Origin of the sequence: Streptomyces silaceus, assembly GCF_001419745.1 — a bacterium.
GTDB lineage: Bacteria > Actinomycetota > Actinomycetes > Streptomycetales > Streptomycetaceae > Streptomyces > Streptomyces silaceus.
This window is the reverse complement of sequence record NZ_LIRJ01000031.1, coordinates 1-19,663: the sequence shown is the minus strand read 5'-3', so window position 1 is coordinate 19,663 and position 19,663 is coordinate 1. Positions and strand designations below refer to the sequence as shown.

Sequence of the window (19,663 nt, the reverse complement as noted above, 5' to 3'; positions counted from 1 at the left end):
CGCTCCGCCTGCCGGGCGCCCGCCGGTCCCGGTCCTCAGTGCTCGGCCTGCTGATGGCGTTCGGCCGGGCCGTCCCGCCCGTCCTGGACGTCGTACGGCAGGCGTGAGCCGACCGGCGTCGCGTCGAGGCGGGCCGTGATCACGAGCGTGCCCTCCTCGATCTGGTAGTCGAGCGGCAGGCCGAGCCCGCGCATCGCGGCGACCATGCCCGTGTTGGACGCCTGCGTCACCGCGTACACGCTCTCGCAGCCCGCCTCGACCGCCATCGCCACGAGGCGGCCGAGCAGCTGGCTGCCGATGCCGCGGCGCTGCCAGCCGTCCTCGACCAGGAGGGCGACCTCGGTCTCGTCGCCGTCCCAGAGGAGGTGGCCGAGCCCGACGATCCGGCCGGACGCGGTCTGCACCGCGAGGGTGCGGCCGAACCGGGGGCTGAGCAGGTGGTTGAGATAGCGGTCCGCGTCGCGCACGGGGCCGTGGTACCGCATGCTCAGCGTGCGCGGCGAGCACCGCTCGTGCATGGCCTTGGCGGTGTCGACGTCGCCGGTGTCGGCCCGGCGCACGGTGATGGAGTCCCCCTCCGGCAGCGTCAGGACGTCCTGGCTGCGCGGGATGCGCGGGCCGAGGCGCGTGTCCAGCTCGACCAGGGCCCGCGCGCGGGCGAACTCGGTCGGCGTGAAGGGCAGATAGGGCCGCTCCACGGTGATCACTTCGCCCTCGGGGCCCTTGAGCCGGAGCACGGTGTCCTCGAGTACGCCGTCGACCGGGCTGCCCTCCGCCGACGCCGCCTCGCCCTTGCGCGTCGCGGCGGGCAGCGAGCGGATCGTGCAGCGGCCGAGCAGATGCCGCAGCGCGAGGGGGAGTTCGGCCGCGTCGAGCGCCGTGCGGGTGGCCAGGCCCAGGATGCGGGTGGGGGCGTCCACCAGGTCGTGGGCGTCGGCGCGCTCGATCCAGGTGCCGGAACCGCCCGCGCGGGAGACGGCCCGGGTGATCTCGGAGGCCGACAGGTCGTCGGGAGTGCGCAGCAGGAACTCGTCCACGGTGCCCTCGGCCAGCGGGTGGGCCTGCAGGCTCAGGATGTCCACGCGCCGCTCGGCGAGCGACACGCACAGCGCGGCCAGGGACCCCGGCTCGTCCCGCACCGTCGTCCGCATCCGCCACAGGGTGCCCGCGCCCGGCACCTGGCCTTCGGACGCCGCGGGCGTGGTGGTGGTCGTGGCCGTGGTGGGCTCGGGCCCGGTCCGCTCCGCGTCCGCGGGAGACCGGGTGCCGGTATCGTGCGCCGTCGGCGGTGCGTGGTTGTGGCGTCGTGCCCACCATGTGTGGAAGCCGACCGTGGCCAGGAGCACCACGGCCGACACCACCAGCAGGGCGGGCCCGTCGGGGCCGTGCCCGATCATGTTCGCCACGGCGTCGGCCACCGCGACGGCCGTGAACAGGGCCGCCAGTTCGACGAGGTCGCGCCGCCAGTGGTGAACGGGGCGACCGTGCTTCGTCCGTGTCACGTCAGACATCTCAGCTCTCATACGGCCACTGTGCTGGACCGGTGTTGCGTGATCACGAACGATGTGTGACCGATGGGTTAAGGGGTCCTATGCCCCTTTGGCAATGATTTGACCCGCCGGGCTATTGCCCCACCCGGCCCGGCTCCAGGACCTGGGTGAACAGCACGCCGCCGCCCTCCTGCCGCAGCCGCACCGTCAGCGCGCCGCTGCCCCCGTCGATGTCGACCTCGCCGAAGTACTGCGGGGTCTCGGCCGGAGAGGTGTTGGCACGGCTCGGCGCCTTGATGAACTTCTGCTCGGGCCCGAACGTCCCGTCGAGCTTCGTCGCCGGGAAACCGCCGGCGGCCAGCGGCCCGGACACGAACTCCCAGAACGGCGCGAAGTCCTTGAACGCGGCGCGCGAGGGGTCGTAGTGCTGCGCCGAGGTGTAGTGCACGTCGGCGGTCAGCCACAGCGTGCCGGTGATCCTGCGGTGCTTGATGTGCCGCAGCAATTCGGCGATCTGCAGTTCGCGGCCCAGCGGGGCACCGGGATCGCCCTGCGCGACGGCCTCGAAGTTCTCCTTGCCGTCGGCCACGACCAGGCCCAGCGGCATGTCGGACGCGATCACCTTCCACACCGCACGCGAGCGCGAGAGCTCCCGCTTCAGCCAGGCCAGCTGCCGGGCGCCCAGGATGCCGGTGGCGTCGTCGGGCTGCCGGCCCGGCGAGTTGGCGTTGCGATACGAGCGCATGTCCAGGACGAACACGTCCAGGAGCGGCCCGTGCCGCAGCACGCGGTACACCCGGCCGTCCTCGTCGCCCGGCGGCAGCGTGGAGACGGGGAAGTACTCGCTGAACGCCCGCAGCGAGCGCCCGGCGAGGACGTTCACGTCCTTCTCCGTGTAGCGCGCGTCGTCGAGGATCTGCCCGGGGTACCAGTTGTTGCGCACCTCGTGGTCGTCCCACTGGACGATGGACGGCACCTGGGCGTTGAACCGCTTGAGGTTCTCGTCGAGCAGGTTGTAGCGGAACGCGCCGCGGAACTCCGCGAGCGACTCGGCGACCTTGGACTTCTCCTCCGTCGTGATGTTGCGCCACACGGTGCCGTCGGGGAGCGTGACGCGCGGCAGGATGGGCCCGTCGGCGTAGATGTTGTCACCGCTGCACAGGAAGAAGTCCGGGTCCCGCCGGCGCATCTCCTCGAAGATGCGGTAGCCGCCGCGGTCCGGGTTGATGCCCCAGCCCTGCCCGGCGATGTCGCCCGACCACAGGAAGCGCACGCCCTGTTTGCGGCCCCTCGGCGTCGTACGGAACGTGCCGCGGACGGGCTCGCCCGTGCGCCGGGGGTCGTCGGGATCCGCGAGCAGCACGCGGTAGTGGATCTGCTCGCCCGCCGGCAGACCGCGCAGCCGGGTCGTCCCGGTGAGGTCCGTGTCCGGACCGAGCAGCGGGCCGTGCCACCGCCGGGGGTTGCGGAACGACTCGGTGGCCGACGTCTCCACGATCATCCGGGCCGGTCTGTCCGAGCGGACCCACACGAGTCCCGAATGCGCGCCCACGTCACCGGCCTGCACACCCCACCCGGCCTTCGGGCGTCCCGAGAGGGCGAGCGAGGGAGCCGCCCCGGCGAGCGCGGGCACGGCGAGCGCCGCCGGCACGGCGAGCGAACCGCGCAGCACGCTGCGGCGGCGAGGGGACGGGCTCGGCTGACGATCTGACATGAATGCGCCTCCAGTTGACGGGTGCGACCAGTGTGCGGGTGCCCGGCGGGTACTGCGCCACAGCGTCCACGCGAACCACAAGTGAACAACTCCCCACAGGCGAGGGGGAACCGCCGCGCGGGGTTCGCGCCGACCTGCCTCGGCACGGCCTAGGCCCAGGGGCGTACGCCGTCGGACCGGACGCCCGGGACGGACGGCCGATGCGCGCAAGATCCACTGCTGGCTACGCTCGGGACCAGGGCACGCCGCCGGGGTGCCGCACCGAAGGGGGAGTCGCGTGCCCGTGAACGGCCAGAGCCACATCCGCATCGCCCGCCCGTCCCGCGACCTGGCCGCGGCCGAGCGCTTCTGGGTCGACGGCCTCGGCCTGGACGTGGTGTACCGGGCCGAGGGCGACGGCGCTCCCGGCGAGCACGACCTGCTCATGGTGGGCTGGCCCGACGCGTCCTGGCACCTCGAACTCGTCCACGAGGCCGCAGCCCCCGTCCAGCCGCGCCCCACCGAGGAGGACCTGCTCGTCGTCTACGTGGACGGCGAGGTCCCCGAGGCGCTGGTCGCCCGCCTGGAGGAGCACGGCGGCACGCGTGTCCTGTCGCCCAACCCGTACTGGAACGAGTGGGGCGTCACCGTGGAGGACCCCGACGGCTACCGCTTGGTGCTCTCCACGCGCGCGTGGTCCAACTCCTGAGAGGTCCGCGCCGCCCCGATCTCCTGAGGGGGCCGCACCCCTTTCGTCTTCTGCGCCGGTTTCCTCGCGGGCCGGGACTTCCGCACGGCATCCGGTGCGCGGACGGCTTCCGGCTGCCGCACGGTTTCCTTCTCGCGTACGGCTTCTGGTCCGCGTACGGCCTCCGCCAGGATCCGTACGCCCTCGGAGATGCGGGCCGGTGACAGATGGGCGTAACCGAGCACCAGACGTACGCCGTCGCCCGCCGGACCCGTGCGGTCCGTCCCCGCGCCGTAGTCGCCGAGTGGCCGGACCGCGACGCCCGCCGCCACGGCCCGCGCCAGGAAGGCGTCCTGCGGGCCCCAGCGGGCGGGCAGCCGCGCGATGACGTGCAGACCGGCCGCGATCCCGGTGACCCGCACGCCCGGCAGCCGCTCGTGCAGCGCCGCCACCAGCGTGTCCCTGCGCTCGCGGTACGCGCGCTGGCAGCGCCGCAACTGCCGGTCGTACTCGCCCCGTTCCACGAACCGGGCCAGCAGCGCCTGGTCGAGCACCGGGTTGCCGAGGTCGACGACCCGCTTGCGCTCGACGACCTCCTCGGCGAGTTTCTCCGGCACCAGCAGCCAGCCCAGCCGCAGCCCGGGGGCCAGCGACTTGCTGACCGAACCGGTGTACGCGACGTGTTCGGGGTCCAGGCCCTGCAGTGCTCCCACCGGCGCGCGGTCGTAGCGGAAGTCGCCGTCGTAGTCGTCCTCGACGATCAGACCGTCCACGGACCGCGCCCAGTCCAGGAGCGCGGCGCGGCGCCGGGCGGAGTAGGCGATCCCCGAGGGGAACTGGTGGGCGGGGGTGGTGACGACCGCGCGTACGCCCTGGTCCCGCAGGGCCTCGACGAGCACACCCTCCTCGTCCACGGGGATCCGCACCGGTGTGACCCCCGCGGCACAGAGCAGCGTCTCGTGCTCGGGGCTCCCGGGGTCCTCGACGCCGATCGTGGTGTGTCCCCGCGCGTGGAGGGCCTGTGCCAGCAAGGTCATGGCCTGGGCCACCCCGGAACACACGACCACGCGCTCGGCATCGGCGACCACACCGCGGCGGCGCACGAGGAGTTCGGCCAGCACGGTGCGCAGCCGGGGCAGCCCGCGCGGGTCCGGATAGCCCAGCATGTGGTGCGGCAGCGCGGCGAGTTCCTGCCGGTGGGCGGCGGCCCAGGCGGCGCGCGGGAACAGCGACAGGTCCGGGAGCCCGGGAAGGAAGTCCACGCGCGCGTGGCCGTCGCGCGGGGCGAGGTCACACACCGGGGGAGCGGCGGCCCGTGCCGCGTCGCTCACCCACGTCCCCGAACCGCGGTCGCTGCGCAGATAGCCCTCCGCCGTCAACTGCTCGTACGCCTCCGTGATCAGACCCCGCGAGACGCCCAGGTCCGCGGCGAGTTCACGGCTGGAGGGCAGCCGGGTGCCCGCCGTGAGCCGGCCCGATCTGACGGCCTCCCGCAGGGCCGAGCGCAGCGTGCGGCCCCGGCTGCGGGCGGGGGCGGACACGGCAGGCAGCAGCAGTTCCCAGGCGGCGTTCCACCGCTCGCGGCCGGCCTCGCTCTGTGGCTGTGAAGTCAGCGCCATGCACCTCTTCGGGTCTTCGGGTCCGCGGGTCCTCGGTCTTCGCGCGAACGGCCGGGCGGATGAGTGGTCGCGCCGTGGGGGCGCGCGGACGGGGCGAGCGTACGGGGGACGGGCGGCGCGAAGTGGTCTCCGAACCCGACGTGGAAGTGGCCCTCAACGAGGACCGCCGGGCTTCCTAGCGTCGGGGCATGAACGTGAACTCCTCGCGGGGGTCGCTGCCCGCGGCCCTCGCCTGCCTCCTCGTCGGCGGCTCCTTCACCGCCAACAGTGTGCTGGGCGACTACCCATACCTGGGAGGCCAGTTCGTCCGCTACGGCTTCGCCTGTCTGCTTCTGATCCCCCTGTTGGGCCGGGGCGGCACGAGGCCTCTGAGGCGTCTGAGCACCGGACAATGGGGACGCCTCGCCCTTCTGGCGGCCGTGGGGATGGTCGGTTTCAACGTGGCGATTCTGGCTGCGGAACGGTCGGCGGAACCTGCCGTACCGGGTGTCTTCGTAGGATGCGCGCCCGTGGTCGTCGCTCTCCTTGTGCCGCTTCTGGAACGGCGCACCCCTCAGAAGTCCGTGCTGCCCGGCGCCCTGCTCGTCGCCGCGGGCGCCTTCGCCGTGCAGGGCTGGGGCCGCACGGACGTCCCGGGGCTCGTGTTCTCAGTGGGCGCGCTCGCGGGCGAGGTCGGCTTCGCGGTGCTCGCCGTGCCCGTGGTGCGCCCGCTCGGCCCCCGGCTCCTCGCCGCCACCGTGTGCGGACTCGCAGCCGTCGAGTCGGCGGTCCTGGGGATCGCCGTCGACGGGAGCGCCTTCGTGCGCGGGCCCGATCTCACCGAAGGCGCCGCCCTGCTGTGGCAGTCGGCGGTCGTCACCGTCGTCGGGTTCGTCCTCTGGTACACGGGCCTGCGGCGCATCGGTGCGGAACGGGCCACGCTCTTCTCGGGGCTCATCCCGGTCGCGGCGGCCGGTACCGCGCCTCTCGTCGGCACGGGCAGCTACGGAGCACCCCAGGCCATCGGCAGCGCCCTCGTCGGCGCCGGGGTGGTCCTGGGGTCCGGGGTCGTCGGCCGGCGCCGGTCAGCGGCAGGTGTCGAGGATGACGCGGGAGACGAGGGCCGGGTCGTCGTGCATCGGGACGTGGCCGCACCCGGGGAGCCGGACGAGCCGTGCGCCGGGGATGGCGTGCTTGGCGCGGATGCCCTGACGGGGCAGGAGCAGCCGGTCCCGCGTGCCCCAGGCGACGGTGACCGGCAGGCCCGGCACGTCGTCCCGGACGACGACGTCACGCCCGGCCGCGAGCGTGGCGTCGAACCCGCTGGCATCGCGCAGCGCGAGCGTCTCGGCGACGACGGCCCCCGGTGAACGGCGCCAAGGGCGGGCGTAGATGGTGCTCGTGAGCGCCGTGCGTCCGGCCGCCGAGCCCGACAGGCGCTCGATCGCGGGCAGCGGCAGCAGCCGGGCGCCCCGCCGCATCGCGATCAGCGTGGTGAACGCGTACCGGCGCTCCGCGGGCGACCAGAAGCCGCCGGGGGACAGTGCGGTGACGGAGCGCACGAGCTTCTCGCGGCCCAGCTCCAGCGCGAGCAGCCCGCCGAGCGAGTTGCCCGCCACATGCGGCCGCTCGATGCCCAGGGCCTCGCAGAACGCGCCGAGCACGGGGACGACCGTCGCGAGGTCGTAGGCGAGCCCGTCCGGCAGCGCGGGGGAGGTCCCGAAGCCGGGCAGGTCCGCCGCGATCACGTCGTGCTCGGCGGCCAGGATCTCGATCACCGGGTCCCACGCCTGCCGGTGGTGCCCGATGCCGTGCAGCAGCAGCAACGGCTCACCGGCGCCCGCACGTTCGTAGGAGATCGTCACGGTGCGCGGGCCGTCGGGCGACGCCACACCGAAGGACACCTCTGCCGCCATGACCACTCCTGTCCCCGCCGCTGGGCGACGGTTCGTCCGATGCGTTAGACACGATGTCAGCAACAATTACCGCTCAGTAGGCCTCACTTCAAGAGGGTGGTCGCCGGTGCTTCACGCGCACCGCCGCGCGTACGCCCGCGCGGCGGCCGTGCGGGTCCGCCCGAGCACCCGCCGGAGGGGTCCCGATGTGCTGTGCGCCGCACCGATTTCCGCTGGACACGGGCTGTTTCGTGGGCTGGGATGGAGGACGTGGCCACCAACAGCGCGACCGATGTCTTCGAAGAGCACCGCCCTGTCCTGATGGGTGTCGCCTACCGCATGCTCGGGCGCGTGGTCGACGCGGAGGACGTCGTCCAGGAGGCCTGGCTGCGCTGGTCGGTGGCCGACCACGGCCAAGTGCGCGAACCGCGCGCCTACTTGGTGCGCGTGACGACCCGGCTCGCCATCGACCGCCTGCGCCAGGTGCAGACCCGACGCGAGGCGTACGTGGGGCCATGGCTCCCCGAGCCCTACGCCACCGACTTCGGGCAGACCGTCCCCGACACCGCGGAGCGGGCCGTCCTCGCCGAGTCGGTGTCCCTGGCCGTCCTCGTCGTCCTGGAGTCCCTCTCGCCCCTGGAGCGCGCCGTGTTCGTGCTCCGCGAGGCCTTCGGGTTCCCCTTCTCCGAGATCGCCCTCACGCTCGACCGCAACGAAGCCGCCGTGCGCCAGCTCGCCGCGCGGGCCCGCAAGCACGTCGACGCGGGCCGCCCCCGCTACGAGGTGGACCCGGCCGAGCGCCGTGACCTCACCGAGCGTTTCCTCGCCGCGGCGACGGAGGGCGACCTGGACGGGCTGATGTCGCTGCTCGCGCCGGACGTCCGCCTGGTCGGCGACAGCGGCGGGAAGTCCAAGGCGCCGCTGCGGGTCATCGAGAGCGCCGACAAGGTCGGCCGGTTCCTGCTGGGCGTCGCCCGCAAGGGCGTCCCCGGAGCCGCCGAGTACGAATTCCGTTTCCTGGAAGTCAATGGCGGCGACGCACTGCTCTTCCTTGTTGACGGCAAGCCGGACAGCATCTTCCAGTTGGATGTCGCCGACGGCCGTGTCCAGAGTGTCTACATCGTCCGCAATCCGGACAAGCTCGTGTCGCTCGCGCGGTAGAGCGAGACTCTTGAATCGCTGACAAAGACGCGTTTGCGCAGGACAGAGCCCCCGCCCGGGAGAGCGGGGGCTTTTTGCTGCGATCTTTGTGCGCCGTTCGCGCGCGCATGGCCGATTACGCCCGCTTGGCCCCGCGCGAACAGCGCATGAATGCTCTGTGGCATCACCCCTGTGCGGGCTGTAACGGATCGAGGATTGGTCTTGACCAAGGGTGGGTGCGGCCCTATGGTCGCAGGGATAGTGCAGGAACCTTTAATAAACAAGGGCGCTAAAACGCCGCCGGTGAACGGCGAATGCGGAGGACAGGGTGGGGACCACGCAGCTCGAAACGGTGCCGGAGCCGAAGTACTGGCATCTGAAGACCGTGCTCAGTGAGGCGCTCGACTCCGAGTTCGCCGTCGGCGAGATCCTGCCGAACGAGCGCGATCTCGCCGCCCGCTTCGGTGTCGCCCGTGCCACGCTCCGGCAGGCTCTCGAACAGCTCGAGCTCGAAGGCAGGCTCCAGCGCCGCCGCGGGGTCGGTACGACCGTCGCCCCGCCCCGCATGGGCGTGGCCGTCGGCTCCGCCCAGGGCTCGTGGCCGGGTGCGGTCGGCGACGCCTGGCAGCCCGCGGACTGCGCGCCGGCCGCACCGCCCGCCGAGGTCGCCCGCATGCTGGAGACGTTCTCCGGCGAGCAGGTGCACGTGGTGCGCCGCACCCGCGTCTCGAACGGCCAGCCCGTCGCGGCCGAGCTGCTGTACGTCCCCACGTCGTCGGTCGCCGAGCTGACCGGCATGGACGCTCCGTCGGGCGCTGCCCGTGCGCGCGTCGTCATGCGCGAGCTCGCCCGGCTCGACCTCGAGGGCCAGGACCGGGCCGTCGAACTCGGCTCGGCCCGCGCGGACGACGCCAAGGCCCTGGACCGCCTCCCCGGAGCGCCGGTCCTCATGGTGACCACCCGCTTCTTCGCCGAGGGCCGCACGGCCGCGGTGTCGGTGGCCACCTACCGAGCCGACACGTGCCGCCTGACCTTCGGCGACTCGGGGGGCGTGGAGATCCACCACGAGGGCGGAGGCGCGCCGGCCTGAGGGCCGCGCCGGCCCGGCCGGAGCCGATGCTCTGGAGTGGGGGATTGCAGGAAAGTCCCGCTGGCGTGTCGCTAATGCCGGAAATGTCCGGGAATTAATTGCGACACGCGGAAGCAACCCTGCGGCTCAGCGGCGGGCCGTTACCGTTCCCTCCACGGCGAACAGTTGCTCCTCCACGTGGTCTAGTGCCAGGCGCAGGGCGCCGGTCGATACCGCCGCCTCTCCCAGCGTCGACAAGGCCACCTTCGGTGGGCGCAGGCAGTAGCGGGCCAGTTCGCGGTCCAGGGGTTCCAGGACGCCGTCCAGGCCGGACGCCCAGCCGCCGACCACGACCAGCTCGGGGTCGAGGGCGAGGACCAGGGCCGCCACATCGTGCACGAGGCGCTGGATGAAGCGCTCCACCGCCGCCCGGGCGCGTTCGTCGCCCTCGCGAGCGTGGGCGAAGACGTCGGCGACCGCCTGCTCGTCGAGTGGGTGCAGGGGCTCGCCCGTGGTGGACAGGAGGGTCTCCGGGGTGGCCTCGCGGCCCAGGAGGTGCAGCGCGCCGATCTCGCCGGCCGCGCCCCCGTAGCCGCGGTGCAGCCGCCCGCCGATCAGGGAACCCGCGCCGGGGCTCAGCCCCGCGCGGACGAAGACCACGTCGTCCGTGTCGGCCGCGACACCCTTCCAGTGCTCGGCCACGGCCGCGGCGTTCGCGTCGTTCTCCACCAGGACCGGGCACTTGAACGAGCGGCGCAGCCGCTCGCCCAGCTGGAGCCCCGTCCACTCGGGCAGCGCCGTGCTCAGCTGCACCGTGCCGTCGGCCTCCAGGATGCCGGGGCTGCCCACCCCGACCGCGCGCAGCGAGCTGCGGGCGATCCCCGCGCGGCGCAGCAGGTCGGCCACCATCGTCCGCAGGCGTTCGAGCCGGTCGTCCGCCGAGGCCTCCGCGGAGACGCTCTTCGCACCGGTGCCGAGGACCGTGCCGTCCAGGTCCGAGAGGACGGCCGCCACCCGGTGGGAGCCGATCTCCAGGCCGAGCAGATGGCCCGCCTCCGCTCGGAAGCGGAACTTCCGGGCAGGGCGTCCCTGGCGCCGGGCGCCGCTGTCCTCGGGTGCGGACTCCACCACGAGTCCCGCCTCGATGAGGCCCTCGACGACCCCCTCGACGGTGGGCCGGGAGAGCCCGGTCACGCGGGTGATCTCCGTGAGCGTCGCCAAGTCCGCGGCACGCAGCGCGTGCAGCACCACCGCGGAGTTGATCCGCCGCAACAGAGAGGGGTCCCCGCCGGTCAGCTGCCCCAACGTCCGTCCTCCCAGCTCGTGCGCATGATGGCCGGATCGTACTCGCAGGACGGGACAGCGGCGAGTGCCGGACCCGCCACGGTCCCGCACGCCGACAGGCGCGACACTGCGACCGGCGTCCGGTCAGCGTAGATCACCGCAGGGGTAGTTCGACGTGGACCTGCCATGCTTCGTCGTGCGGACCCGTCGTGGCGCGGCCGCCCAGGAGCGCGGCCCGCTCCCGTATGCCGCGCAGTCCGCTGCCGCCGCGACCGGTGTGGGGCGAGGTGGAGGGGGTGAGCGCGTTGCGTACGTTCATCACGAGGCGGGCGTCGTCGACGGCGACGCGCAGCCGTACCGGAACCGGACCCGAGTGGCGCAGGACGTTCGTCAGCGCCTCCTGGAGCATGCGGTAGCCCTCGCGCGAGACGGGCCCGGGGATGCGCTCCAGCGGGCCCGTCACCTCGGCGTCGACCTCGGCGCCCGAGGCGCGGGCGGAGGCGAGCAGGCGCTCGGTGTCGGTGAGCGTGGGCCGTTCGCCCGCGGGTTCCCCGTCCTCGTGCAGGATCCGAAGGACACGCTCCAGGTCGTCCAGGGCCGCGCGGCCGGTCTCCTCGACGGCCTCCAGGGCGCGGTCGGTGAACTCCGGGTCGGCCGCGGCGCGGGCCGCGCCCGCCTGGACGACGGCGACGGTCAGCGCGTGCCCGATCGAGTCGTGCAGCTCCCGCGCGATGCGGTTGCGTTCCAGGAGTTGTTCGGTGCGCTCCTCCAGGGCGGCGAGCCGCTCCGCGGGGGAGGGCCCCAGGAGCCTGCGGGCCGCCCACGCCATGCCGTGGCCGACCGCGACGGCGAGGGCCAGCACGACGAGGACGGGCAGTACGCTCAGGAGGATGTCGGCCCGGCCCAGGGAGGGGGTGGGCAGGAACGCGCCCGAGGCGTGGGTCCGTTCGTCGTCCGTCGAGCCCAGCAGGGACAAGGCCAGGCCCAGGAGCTGCACGGTCGCCAGGGCCATGACGCCGCCCACCTCCAGGCGCAGCACGAGCCACAGCGCGGTCCTCGCCCGGTCCCGCCACGAGGCGGACGGGGCCACGGAGATGCCGGGGTCGTCATCGGCATCGTCCACGCGCGCGTGCCGTTCGTGTCCGGGCGGCTGCGGGGACGGGAACAGCAACATCCGTGCCTGAAGACCCTCGACGCGTCGCATGGCGGGCACCATCGCTGCCGCGACGACCAGGGGCACGGGAATGACCAGCATGAGAAGCCAGTCGGTACGCGCGTCGACGGGCAGGCCGGGGTAGATCGCGCCACAGATCCAGGCGATCACCGAACCCACCAGGATGTGCAGCCAACGCGCGTAGGTGACCGCGCGCGCCAGGGGTCTGAGGAAGCCGGGCATGCCGTCATCCTGCCAGCCGTGTCGGCAGGGGCGGCTCCCCCTCGTGGGGGAGGTGAACTGCCTGGTGCGGAGGGTCTTGGTGGTGCGGTGCGGCCGACGCCCACGGCAGGTGACCCGTTGTCAGTGGCGCCCGGTTTACTGGACGTCATGAGTACCGCACAGCATCTCGCCGCCATCGACCTGCTGCGCTCCCGGGAGTTCCCCGCGGAGCACGGCAGGTCGGCGTGCGGCGCCGAGGGACCCGGGTACCACATCGCGGAGTTACTGACGAGCGACACCTTCTGGGAGGACGACGGGACGCGCTGGCACGCCGCTGAGGAGCAGTTCGAGGCCGAGCGCGACGGCCTGACCGTGCTCCTGGCCGACCGGTGGGGCCCGCCGCAGAGGTTCAGCCTGGCACGTCTCTTCGAGCGCGCCATGGAAGAGGACTTCGAGACGGGCGGGCACGCGGGGGAGGAGACCGAGGAGATACCGGAGCCGTGGCGGCAGCTGTGCTCGGCCGTCCCCGATCTGCACCTGTGGCGCGTGGAGGACCGCTGGATCGCGCTCGGCGTCGCCCAGTGGGACCGGGAGCTGCCCTTCCAACTCCTGGCCGTCGTGACGGAGATCGACCCGCCGTGACCGGTGGATGGGGCCCGCCGTGACCGGTGGATGGGGCCAGGCGTGACCGGTGCAAGGGACCCGGCGTGACGGCGTGGCGCGGGCGTCAGAGGAGGCGAAGACCGCCGTCGTCCGCCGGACCGTCCACCGCCGCGAAGACGCGGGCCACGTCCGCGTCCGTCACCTGCGACAGCTCCGCCGGCGACCAGCGCGGCCTGCGGTCCTTGTCGACCACCTGGGCGCGGATCCCCTCGGGCAGGTCCGGCGCGGCCAGCATGGCGCAGGAGACGCGGTACTCCTGCTCCAGCACCGCTTCCAGGGACGGCAGTTCCCGTGCCCGGCGCAGCGCGGCGAGCGTGACCTTGAGGGACATCGGGGACTTGGCGAGAAGCGTCTCCGCGGCCTCCTTGGCGTGCCGGTCACCGGAGGCGTGCAGCCGGTCGACGATCTCCTCCACGGAGTCCGCCGCGTAGCAGTGGTCGATCCACTCGCGGTGCCCGGCGAGTTCGCCCTCCGGTGCCCGCGTCGCGAACCGCCGCACGGCGTCCGCCGGATCGGTGCCGGCCAGCGCCGCCGTGAACTCGGGCAGTCGCTCGGACGGTACGAAATGGTCGGCGAGGCCGCACAGCAGCGCGTCGCCCGCGCCCACCGCGCCGCCCGTCAGCGCGAGATGGGTGCCGAGCTCGCCGGGCGTGCGGGTGAGCAGATAGGTGCCGCCGACGTCGGGCACGAAGCCGATGCCGGTCTCCGGCATCCCGACCCGGGACCGCTCGGTGACGACCCGCACGCTGCCGTGCGCCGAGACACCCACGCCGCCGCCCATCACGATGCCGTCCATCACGGCGACGTACGGCTTCGGATAGCGGGCGATCCGGGCGTTGAGGTGGTACTCGTCGTACCAGAACGCCGCCGACGCCGTCGCGCGGCCCGCGCGCACGTCGTCGTGGATGGAGCGGATGTCGCCGCCCGCGCACAGCCCGCGCTCCCCGGCGCCGGTGAGCACCACCGTCGCCACCGAGGCGTCCCGCTCCCAGTCGTCGAGGGCGCCCGCCATGATCCGGACCATGGAGTGGTTCAGGGCGTTGATGGCCCGGGGCCGGTCGAGGACGATGTGCCCCGCCCGCCCCTCACGGCGGAGCAGGGCAGGGGTGTCGTCGGGAGTGGCGTTCACGGCGGTCATCGTGCGGGTGGCTCCATTTCACGAGGGACGCGTGCGCGAGGGACGCGCTCACCCGGCAGGCGGCGCGACCCGGTCGCCCTGGAACGCGTCCAGGATCTGCTCGGCGGCCGAGGTCGCCGTCAACGTACCCTCGCGCACGCGCTGTTCGAGATCCGGGGCGACACGCTGCACGTCCGCGTGGGCGCGCAGCCTGCCCAGCAGTTCGTCCCGCACCATCGACCAGGTCCAGTCGACCTGCTGGTCGCGGCGCTTGGCGGCGAGGCGGCCGGACGAGTCGAGCAGCGTGCGGTGCTGCTCGATCCGCTCCCAGAGGGTGTCGAGACCGCTCGACTCGCGGGCGCTGCACGTCAGGACCGGCGGCGTCCAGGAGGCGTCCGCGGGGTGCATCAGGCGCAGCGCGCCCGCCAGTTCACGCGCCGCCGAGCGCGCGTCCCGCTCGTGCGGGCCGTCCGCCTTGTTCACGGCGATCACGTCCGCCAGCTCCAGGACACCCTTCTTGATGCCCTGCAGCTGGTCGCCGGTGCGGGCCAGGGTCAGCAGCAGGAACGTGTCGACCATGTTCGCGACCGCCGTCTCCGACTGGCCGACGCCCACGGTCTCCACGAGCACCACGTCGTACCCCGCGGCCTCCATCACCACGATCGACTCCCGGGTCGCCTTGGCGACCCCGCCGAGCGTGCCGGCGGAGGGAGACGGGCGGACGAAGGCGGCGGGATCCAGCGAGAGCCGCTCCATCCTGGTCTTGTCGCCCAGGATGGAGCCGCCCGTGCGCGTGGACGACGGGTCGACCGCGAGCACCGCGACCCGGTGACCCAGCGAGGTGAGCATCGTGCCGAGCGCGTCGATGAAGGTCGACTTGCCGACCCCCGGCACTCCGCTGATGCCGAGCCGCCGGGCCCGCCCGCTGTGCGGGAGCAGCTCGGTGAGCAACTCCTGCGCCAGCGCGCGGTGCTGCGGACGGGTCGACTCGACGAGGGTGATGGCGCGCGCGACGTACGCGCGCTTCCCGTCGAGGACGCCCTTCACATACGCATCGATGTCGATCGTCACAGGCATGGGGTCGGCGCTCACCGGCTCACAGTTCGTGGCCGAGGTCGGCCGCCAGTCGCTTCACCAGGTCGTACGCCGCGTCCGGGATCACCGTGCCGGGCGGGAACACCGCCGTGGCGCCCGCCTCGTGGAGCGCGTCCACGTCCTGCGGCGGGATCACCCCGCCCACGACGATCATGATGTCGTCGCGGCCCTCGGCGGCGAGCTCCTCGCGCAGCGCCGGTACGAGGGTGAGGTGGCCTGCGGCCAGCGAGGAGACGCCCACGATGTGCACGTCCGCCTCGACGGCCTGGCGCGCGACCTCGGCCGGGGTCTGGAAGAGCGGGCCGACGTCCACGTCGAAGCCCAGGTCGGCGAAGGCGGAGGCGATCACCTTCTGGCCGCGGTCGTGGCCGTCCTGGCCCATCTTGGCGACCAGGATGCGGGGCCTGCGGCCCTCGGCCTCGTCGAAGGAGTCCACGAGCGTGCGCGTGCGCTCGACGGACGGGGACTGGCCTGCTTCGGTGCGGTACACACCGGAGATCGTACGGATCTGGCCCGCGTGCCGCCCGAACACGCTCTCCAGTGCGTCGGAGATCTCACCGACCGTGGCCTTGGCCCGCGCCGCGTCCACGGCGAGCGCGAGGAGGTTGCCCTCCAGGCCCTGGCCGGGGCCGCGCTGGGCCGCCGCGGTGAGGGCGCGCAGCGCGTCCTGGCAGACCGCCTCGTCGCGCTCGGCGCGCAGCCGCTTCAGCTTGGCGATCTGCTGGGCGCGCACCGAGGAGTTGTCGACCTTGAGGACCTCGATCTGCTCGTCGCTGTCCACCCGGTACTTGTTGACGCCGATGACCGGCTGGCGCCCCGAGTCGATGCGGGCCTGCGTGCGGGCCGCCGCCTCCTCCACGCGCAGCTTCGGGATGCCGGCGTCGATGGCCTGCGCCATACCGCCCGCCGCCTCGACCTCCTCGATGTGCTGCCAGGCACGGCGTGCCAGGTCGTACGTGAGCTTCTCGACGTACGCGCTGCCGCCCCACGGGTCGATCGAGCGGGTCGTGCCCGACTCCTGCTGGATCAGCAGCTGGGTGTTGCGGGCGATGCGCGCGGAGAAGTCCGTGGGCAGGGCGAGCGCCTCGTCCAGGGCGTTCGTGTGCAGCGACTGGGTGTGGCCCTGGGTCGCCGCCATCGCCTCGACGCAGGTGCGCGTGACGTTGTTGAACACGTCCTGCGCCGTGAGCGACCAGCCCGACGTCTGCGAATGCGTGCGCAGCGAGAGCGACTTGGCGTTCTTCGGGTCGAACTGCTTGACGAGCTTCGCCCACAGCAGGCGCGCCGCGCGGAGCTTGGCGACCTCCATGAAGAAGTTCATGCCGATGGCCCAGAAGAACGAGAGGCGCGGCGCGAACGCGTCGACGTCCAGGCCCGCGTCACGGCCCGCGCGCAGGTACTCCACGCCGTCGGCCAGTGTGTACGCCAGCTCCAGGTCGGCCGTCGCGCCTGCCTCCTGGATGTGGTAGCCGGAGATGGAGATGGAGTTGTAGCGCGGCATCTTCTGCGAGGTATACGCGAAGATGTCGGAGATGATCCGCATCGAGGGCTTCGGCGGATAGATGTAGGTGTTGCGGACCATGAACTCCTTCAGAATGTCGTTCTGAATGGTTCCGGCCAGCTTCTCGGGCGCGACGCCCTGCTCCTCCGCCGCCACGATGTAGAGCGCGAGAACGGGCAGCACGGCGCCGTTCATCGTCATCGACACCGTCATCTTGTCCAGCGGGATCCCGTCGAACAGCTGACGCATGTCGTAGATCGAGTCGATGGCGACGCCCGCCATGCCGACGTCACCCGTCACGCGCGGGTGGTCGCTGTCGTACCCGCGGTGCGTGGGCAGGTCGAAGGCGACCGACAGGCCCTTCTGCCCCGCCGCGAGGTTGCGGCGGTAGAAGGCGTTCGACTCCTCGGCGGTGGAGAATCCCGCGTACTGCCGGATCGTCCAGGGCTGGTTCACGTACATCGTCGGGTAGGGGCCGCGCAGATACGGCGCGACGCCCGGGTACGTGGCGAGGAAGTCCAGGCCCTCCACGTCGGCGCCCGTGTACAGCGGCTTGACCGCGATGCCCTCGGGGGTCTCCCACAGCAGGTCCGCCTCGGAGCGGCCCGCCGACTCCTTCACGGCGGCACGCCACTGCTCGTCCGAGCCCGAGGGCCCGCCACCCGCGTCGAGTCCGACGTCGGAGAAATCGGGGATCCGCATTACGCCACTCCCATGCGGTCGAGGGTGGAGGTGAGGTGGGCGACCGCGTCGCAGCCCGCGAAGACGTTCTCGTCGACGTCGGTGAACTCGCCGCGCCCCGCGAGGAACACCCGCAGCGCGCCCGCCGACTTCAGGGCCTTGGCGACATCGGCGGCCTGCTCGTCGTAGAGCGCGTCGCTGGAGCAGAGGCACGCGACCTTCGCCCCGCTGGCCGTGAACGCCTCGGCGACCGACTCGGCGTCCACCGTCACCGGGTCGTGCACGGGCTCGATGCCGCCCGCCATGAAGAGGTTCGACGCGAAGGTGGCGCGCGCGGTGTGCGCGGCGGCCGGCCCGAGGGCGGCGATGAACACCTTCGGCCGGTTGCCCGTCGCCTCGAGGTGCGCGTCCGAGCGCGTACGCAGCTCCTCGTACGCCTCGTCGCGGCGCACCCGGGGCAGTCCGCCCGCCGGGGCCGCGGCGGCGGGCTCGCGCTCCACCGCGCGCTCGGCGAGCAGCGGGAACTCGCTGACGCCCGTGATGGGCTCGCGCCGCCGCGCCAGCTTCTTCTTGCGCTGGGCCCACGTGGCCGCGATCCGGTCGCCGACCAGACCCGAGCGCAGCGCCGCGGCCTGGCCGCCCCCGCGCTCGATCTCCTGGAAGAAGTCCCAGGCGGAGTGGGCGAGTTCGTCGGTGAGCCGCTCCACGTACCAGGAGCCGCCCGCCGGGTCGATGACCCGGGCGAGGTGGGACTCCTCCACGAGGATCGTCGAGGTGTTGCGGGCGATGCGGCGCGCGAACGCGTCCGGCAGGCCCAGGGAGTGGTCGAACGGCAGGACCGTCACGGCGTCCGCGCCGCCGACGCCCGCGCCCAGGCACGCCACGGTCGTGCGCAGCATGTTCACCCACGGGTCGCGGCGGGTCATCATCACCGACGAGGTCACCGCGTGCTGGCGCTGGGCGCCGGCGTCCGGCACCCCCGACGCCTCGGCGACGCGGGCCCAAAGCCGCCTGGCGGCCCGGAACTTGGCGATGGTCAGGAACTGGTCTGCGGTGGCCGCGTAGCGGAACTCCAGCTGGGCGAAGGCCTTGTCGAGGGCCATGCCGCCTTCGTGGAGGGCGCGCAGGTACGCGACGCCGGTGGCGAGCGAGGTGGCGAGTTCCTGCGCGGCGGAGGCGCCCGCCTCGTGGTACGGCAGCGCGTCCACGGTCGCGGCGCGCAGATGCGGGTAGCGCTCGCCGCACAGCTTCGCCGGCTCCACGAGGCCCGCGACGGAGTCGATCCGCTCGCCGGTGCGGGCCTCGTGGGCGAGGGGGTCCGCGCCCAGGGTGCCGCGCAGCGCGCCGTCGGCGACGCCCGCGGCCTCGGCGATGCGCAGGAATTCGCGCGCCGCGGGCTCGCACTGGTCGCCGGCGTCGAGGGCCACGGGCGCGAGGTCGAGGAGTACGCCGTCCAGCGCCCGCTCCAGGCCCGACACGGGGAGGCCGGCGGCGCCCAGGGTCAGCCAGAGCGACGTGACGCCGTTCTCCAGGTCCGTGAGGACCGCCTCGTTCGTGGCGGCGGGGTCCCCGCTCGCGTGCCGCTGCCGGACGTCCCAGCCCATGGCCGCATTGCCGCCTGCCGTGCCCCCTCGTACGAAGGGTGCGAATCCGGGATGTCCGACATCGGCTACGGTGTCGCGGGCGGTGTACAGGGGGCGGGTGATGAGCCCGTCCTCGAGGGCGGTGGACAGTGCTTCCTCGGCGGCCGTGCCCGATACGTCCTTACCCGACTTGCGCAGCACGCCTTCCACCAGGCGTTGCCACTGCTCATGGGTCGCATCAGGGAACTCGGCGGCCAGAGAAAGCCCGTCGTCAGGCAGGACCGTCATGCCCCGATGCTAGGGCGCAACCCCTGGCACGCGGTGTCATTCGAGGCTGTGACCTTGCCCTCTTCTGAACACTCTTGATCTCGAACAGGTGGGCGGCTAGGGGCCGGTGAGGCCTGGTGCGGGAGTTCTCTGGGGCTTCCCGTGACGTACCGGACGTATTCATGGCGCAGTCGAAATCCAGCCGTCCAGGCCAGCAGCCGGCTGGGGCGGTTCTCCTGCGCGCACGACCAGCTCGCGGTGCGGCCCCGCGCGGCGATGTCCGCGCACAGGGCGGTGACGCAGGCCAGGGCGAGGCGCTCGCGACGCCGCTCGGGCGCGGTGACCACGGCGACGTCCTCGTACGTCTGTCCGACGAAGTAACCGCAGGCCACCGCCGCGAGCGTGCCGTCCCGGTCGAACGCGCCCCGGCCGTGCCCGGAGCCCGCGAGCCCCTCGGGGCCGCCCCAACTGGCATGGATCCAGGCCGATTCGGGGGAGAGGGCGGCGAGCGCGGGGGCGTCGGC

Annotated in this window: 16 protein-coding genes and 1 pseudogene; 5 read left to right on the top strand and 12 right to left on the bottom strand. The window is 72.9% G+C overall.

Going from position 1 to position 19,663, the window contains the following annotated elements:
* Nucleotides 1-35: 35 nt before the first annotated feature.
* Both AOK22_RS03085 and AOK22_RS03080 read right to left on the bottom strand, forming a co-directional pair.
* Nucleotides 36-1,511, bottom strand: a complete 1,476-nt coding sequence (locus AOK22_RS03085) for a GNAT family N-acetyltransferase (protein WP_244164680.1) — start codon at nt 1,509-1,511, stop codon at nt 36-38.
* A 112-nt stretch (nt 1,512-1,623) separates the two neighbouring features.
* Complete coding sequence (locus AOK22_RS03080) at nt 1,624-3,204, bottom strand: alkaline phosphatase D family protein (RefSeq protein WP_055696967.1); 1,581 nt, start codon at nt 3,202-3,204, stop codon at nt 1,624-1,626.
* Nucleotides 3,205-3,481: 277 nt separating this feature from the next.
* On the opposite strand from AOK22_RS03080, the gene AOK22_RS03075 reads away from it, so the two are divergent.
* Complete coding sequence (locus AOK22_RS03075) at nt 3,482-3,892, top strand: VOC family protein (RefSeq protein WP_055696966.1); 411 nt, start codon at nt 3,482-3,484, stop codon at nt 3,890-3,892.
* Here the strand turns inward: AOK22_RS03075 and pdxR are convergent.
* Complete coding sequence (gene pdxR / locus AOK22_RS03070; protein ID WP_079036297.1) at nt 3,850-5,490, bottom strand: MocR-like pyridoxine biosynthesis transcription factor PdxR; 1,641 nt, start codon at nt 5,488-5,490, stop codon at nt 3,850-3,852. The two genes, AOK22_RS03075 and pdxR, sit on opposite strands and share 43 nt — an antisense overlap.
* Nucleotides 5,491-5,678: 188 nt before the next feature.
* On the opposite strand from pdxR, the pseudogene AOK22_RS44150 reads away from it, so the two are divergent.
* Nucleotides 5,679-6,035, top strand: a pseudogene (locus AOK22_RS44150) (EamA family transporter); the annotation flags it as partial.
* Nucleotides 6,036-6,043: 8 nt separating this feature from the next.
* Here the strand turns inward: AOK22_RS44150 and AOK22_RS44145 are convergent.
* Both AOK22_RS44145 and AOK22_RS03060 read right to left on the bottom strand, forming a co-directional pair.
* Nucleotides 6,044-6,466: a hypothetical protein gene (locus AOK22_RS44145; protein ID WP_482255549.1), complete on the bottom strand. Its 423-nt coding sequence runs from the start codon at nt 6,464-6,466 to the stop codon at nt 6,044-6,046.
* Between the two features lie 88 nt (nt 6,467-6,554).
* Entirely contained in the window at nt 6,555-7,385 is an 831-nt protein-coding gene (locus tag AOK22_RS03060) for an alpha/beta fold hydrolase (RefSeq protein WP_055696964.1), read from the bottom strand.
* A gap of 249 nt (nt 7,386-7,634) precedes the next feature.
* Between AOK22_RS03060 and AOK22_RS03055 the strand changes: the two genes are divergently transcribed.
* Together AOK22_RS03055 and AOK22_RS03050 are read left to right on the top strand one after the other, a co-directional pair.
* Nucleotides 7,635-8,525 carry an RNA polymerase sigma-70 factor gene (locus AOK22_RS03055; RefSeq protein WP_055697014.1) on the top strand — a complete coding sequence of 297 codons (891 nt, stop codon included), beginning with the start codon at nt 7,635-7,637 and terminating at the stop codon, nt 8,523-8,525.
* Between the two features lie 307 nt (nt 8,526-8,832).
* Entirely contained in the window at nt 8,833-9,594 is a 762-nt protein-coding gene (locus AOK22_RS03050; protein ID WP_055696963.1) for a GntR family transcriptional regulator, read from the top strand.
* Nucleotides 9,595-9,720: 126 nt separating this feature from the next.
* Here the strand turns inward: AOK22_RS03050 and AOK22_RS03045 are convergent, their stop codons facing one another.
* Both AOK22_RS03045 and AOK22_RS03040 read right to left on the bottom strand, forming a co-directional pair.
* Nucleotides 9,721-10,878: an ROK family transcriptional regulator gene (locus AOK22_RS03045; RefSeq protein ID WP_069884899.1), complete on the bottom strand. Its 1,158-nt coding sequence runs from the start codon at nt 10,876-10,878 to the stop codon at nt 9,721-9,723.
* Nucleotides 10,879-11,011: 133 nt separating this feature from the next.
* Complete coding sequence (locus AOK22_RS03040) at nt 11,012-12,253, bottom strand: sensor histidine kinase (protein WP_055696962.1); 1,242 nt, start codon at nt 12,251-12,253, stop codon at nt 11,012-11,014.
* Between the two features lie 147 nt (nt 12,254-12,400).
* On the opposite strand from AOK22_RS03040, the gene AOK22_RS03035 reads away from it, so the two are divergent.
* Nucleotides 12,401-12,874, top strand: a complete 474-nt coding sequence (locus AOK22_RS03035) for a hypothetical protein (protein ID WP_055696961.1) — start codon at nt 12,401-12,403, stop codon at nt 12,872-12,874.
* 85 nt (nt 12,875-12,959) lie between these two features.
* On the opposite strand, the gene AOK22_RS03030 is transcribed toward AOK22_RS03035, so the two are convergent.
* The 5 genes from AOK22_RS03030 to AOK22_RS03010 all read right to left on the bottom strand — a co-directional run.
* Nucleotides 12,960-14,033, bottom strand: a complete 1,074-nt coding sequence (locus AOK22_RS03030; RefSeq protein ID WP_055696960.1) for an enoyl-CoA hydratase/isomerase family protein — start codon at nt 14,031-14,033, stop codon at nt 12,960-12,962.
* Nucleotides 14,034-14,081: 48 nt separating this feature from the next.
* Nucleotides 14,082-15,089 carry a methylmalonyl Co-A mutase-associated GTPase MeaB gene (gene meaB / locus AOK22_RS03025; RefSeq protein ID WP_055697012.1) on the bottom strand — a complete coding sequence of 336 codons (1,008 nt, stop codon included), beginning with the start codon at nt 15,087-15,089 and terminating at the stop codon, nt 14,082-14,084.
* A gap of 19 nt (nt 15,090-15,108) precedes the next feature.
* Nucleotides 15,109-17,310: a methylmalonyl-CoA mutase gene (gene scpA, locus AOK22_RS03020; protein ID WP_055696959.1), complete on the bottom strand. Its 2,202-nt coding sequence runs from the start codon at nt 17,308-17,310 to the stop codon at nt 15,109-15,111.
* Nucleotides 17,310-19,160, bottom strand: a complete 1,851-nt coding sequence (locus AOK22_RS03015) for a methylmalonyl-CoA mutase family protein (protein ID WP_055696958.1) — start codon at nt 19,158-19,160, stop codon at nt 17,310-17,312. The genes scpA and AOK22_RS03015 overlap by 1 nt, the downstream gene beginning before the upstream one ends.
* Nucleotides 19,157-19,663, bottom strand: a 507-nt coding sequence (locus AOK22_RS03010) for a GNAT family N-acetyltransferase (protein ID WP_157872164.1), incomplete at its 5' end; no start/stop codon positions are given. The genes AOK22_RS03015 and AOK22_RS03010, both read right to left, overlap by 4 nt.

Excerpts from the sequence above, each read along its gene's own strand:
- AOK22_RS03015 (WP_055696958.1), bottom strand. The coding sequence starts at position 19,160 with ATGACGGTCCTGCCTGACGACGGGCTTTCTCTGGCCGCCGAGTTCCCT.
- AOK22_RS03030 (WP_055696960.1), bottom strand. The coding sequence starts at position 14,033 with ATGACCGCCGTGAACGCCACTCCCGACGACACCCCTGCCCTGCTCCGC.
- meaB (WP_055697012.1), bottom strand. The coding sequence starts at position 15,089 with ATGCCTGTGACGATCGACATCGATGCGTATGTGAAGGGCGTCCTCGAC.
- AOK22_RS03085 (WP_244164680.1), bottom strand. The coding sequence starts at position 1,511 with ATGTCTGACGTGACACGGACGAAGCACGGTCGCCCCGTTCACCACTGG.
- scpA (WP_055696959.1), bottom strand. The coding sequence starts at position 17,310 with ATGCGGATCCCCGATTTCTCCGACGTCGGACTCGACGCGGGTGGCGGG.
- AOK22_RS03060 (WP_055696964.1), bottom strand. The coding sequence starts at position 7,385 with ATGGCGGCAGAGGTGTCCTTCGGTGTGGCGTCGCCCGACGGCCCGCGC.
- AOK22_RS03040 (WP_055696962.1), bottom strand. The coding sequence starts at position 12,253 with ATGCCCGGCTTCCTCAGACCCCTGGCGCGCGCGGTCACCTACGCGCGT.
- AOK22_RS03035 (WP_055696961.1), top strand. The coding sequence starts at position 12,401 with ATGAGTACCGCACAGCATCTCGCCGCCATCGACCTGCTGCGCTCCCGG.
- AOK22_RS03080 (WP_055696967.1), bottom strand. The coding sequence starts at position 3,204 with ATGTCAGATCGTCAGCCGAGCCCGTCCCCTCGCCGCCGCAGCGTGCTG.
- pdxR (WP_079036297.1), bottom strand. The coding sequence starts at position 5,490 with ATGGCGCTGACTTCACAGCCACAGAGCGAGGCCGGCCGCGAGCGGTGG.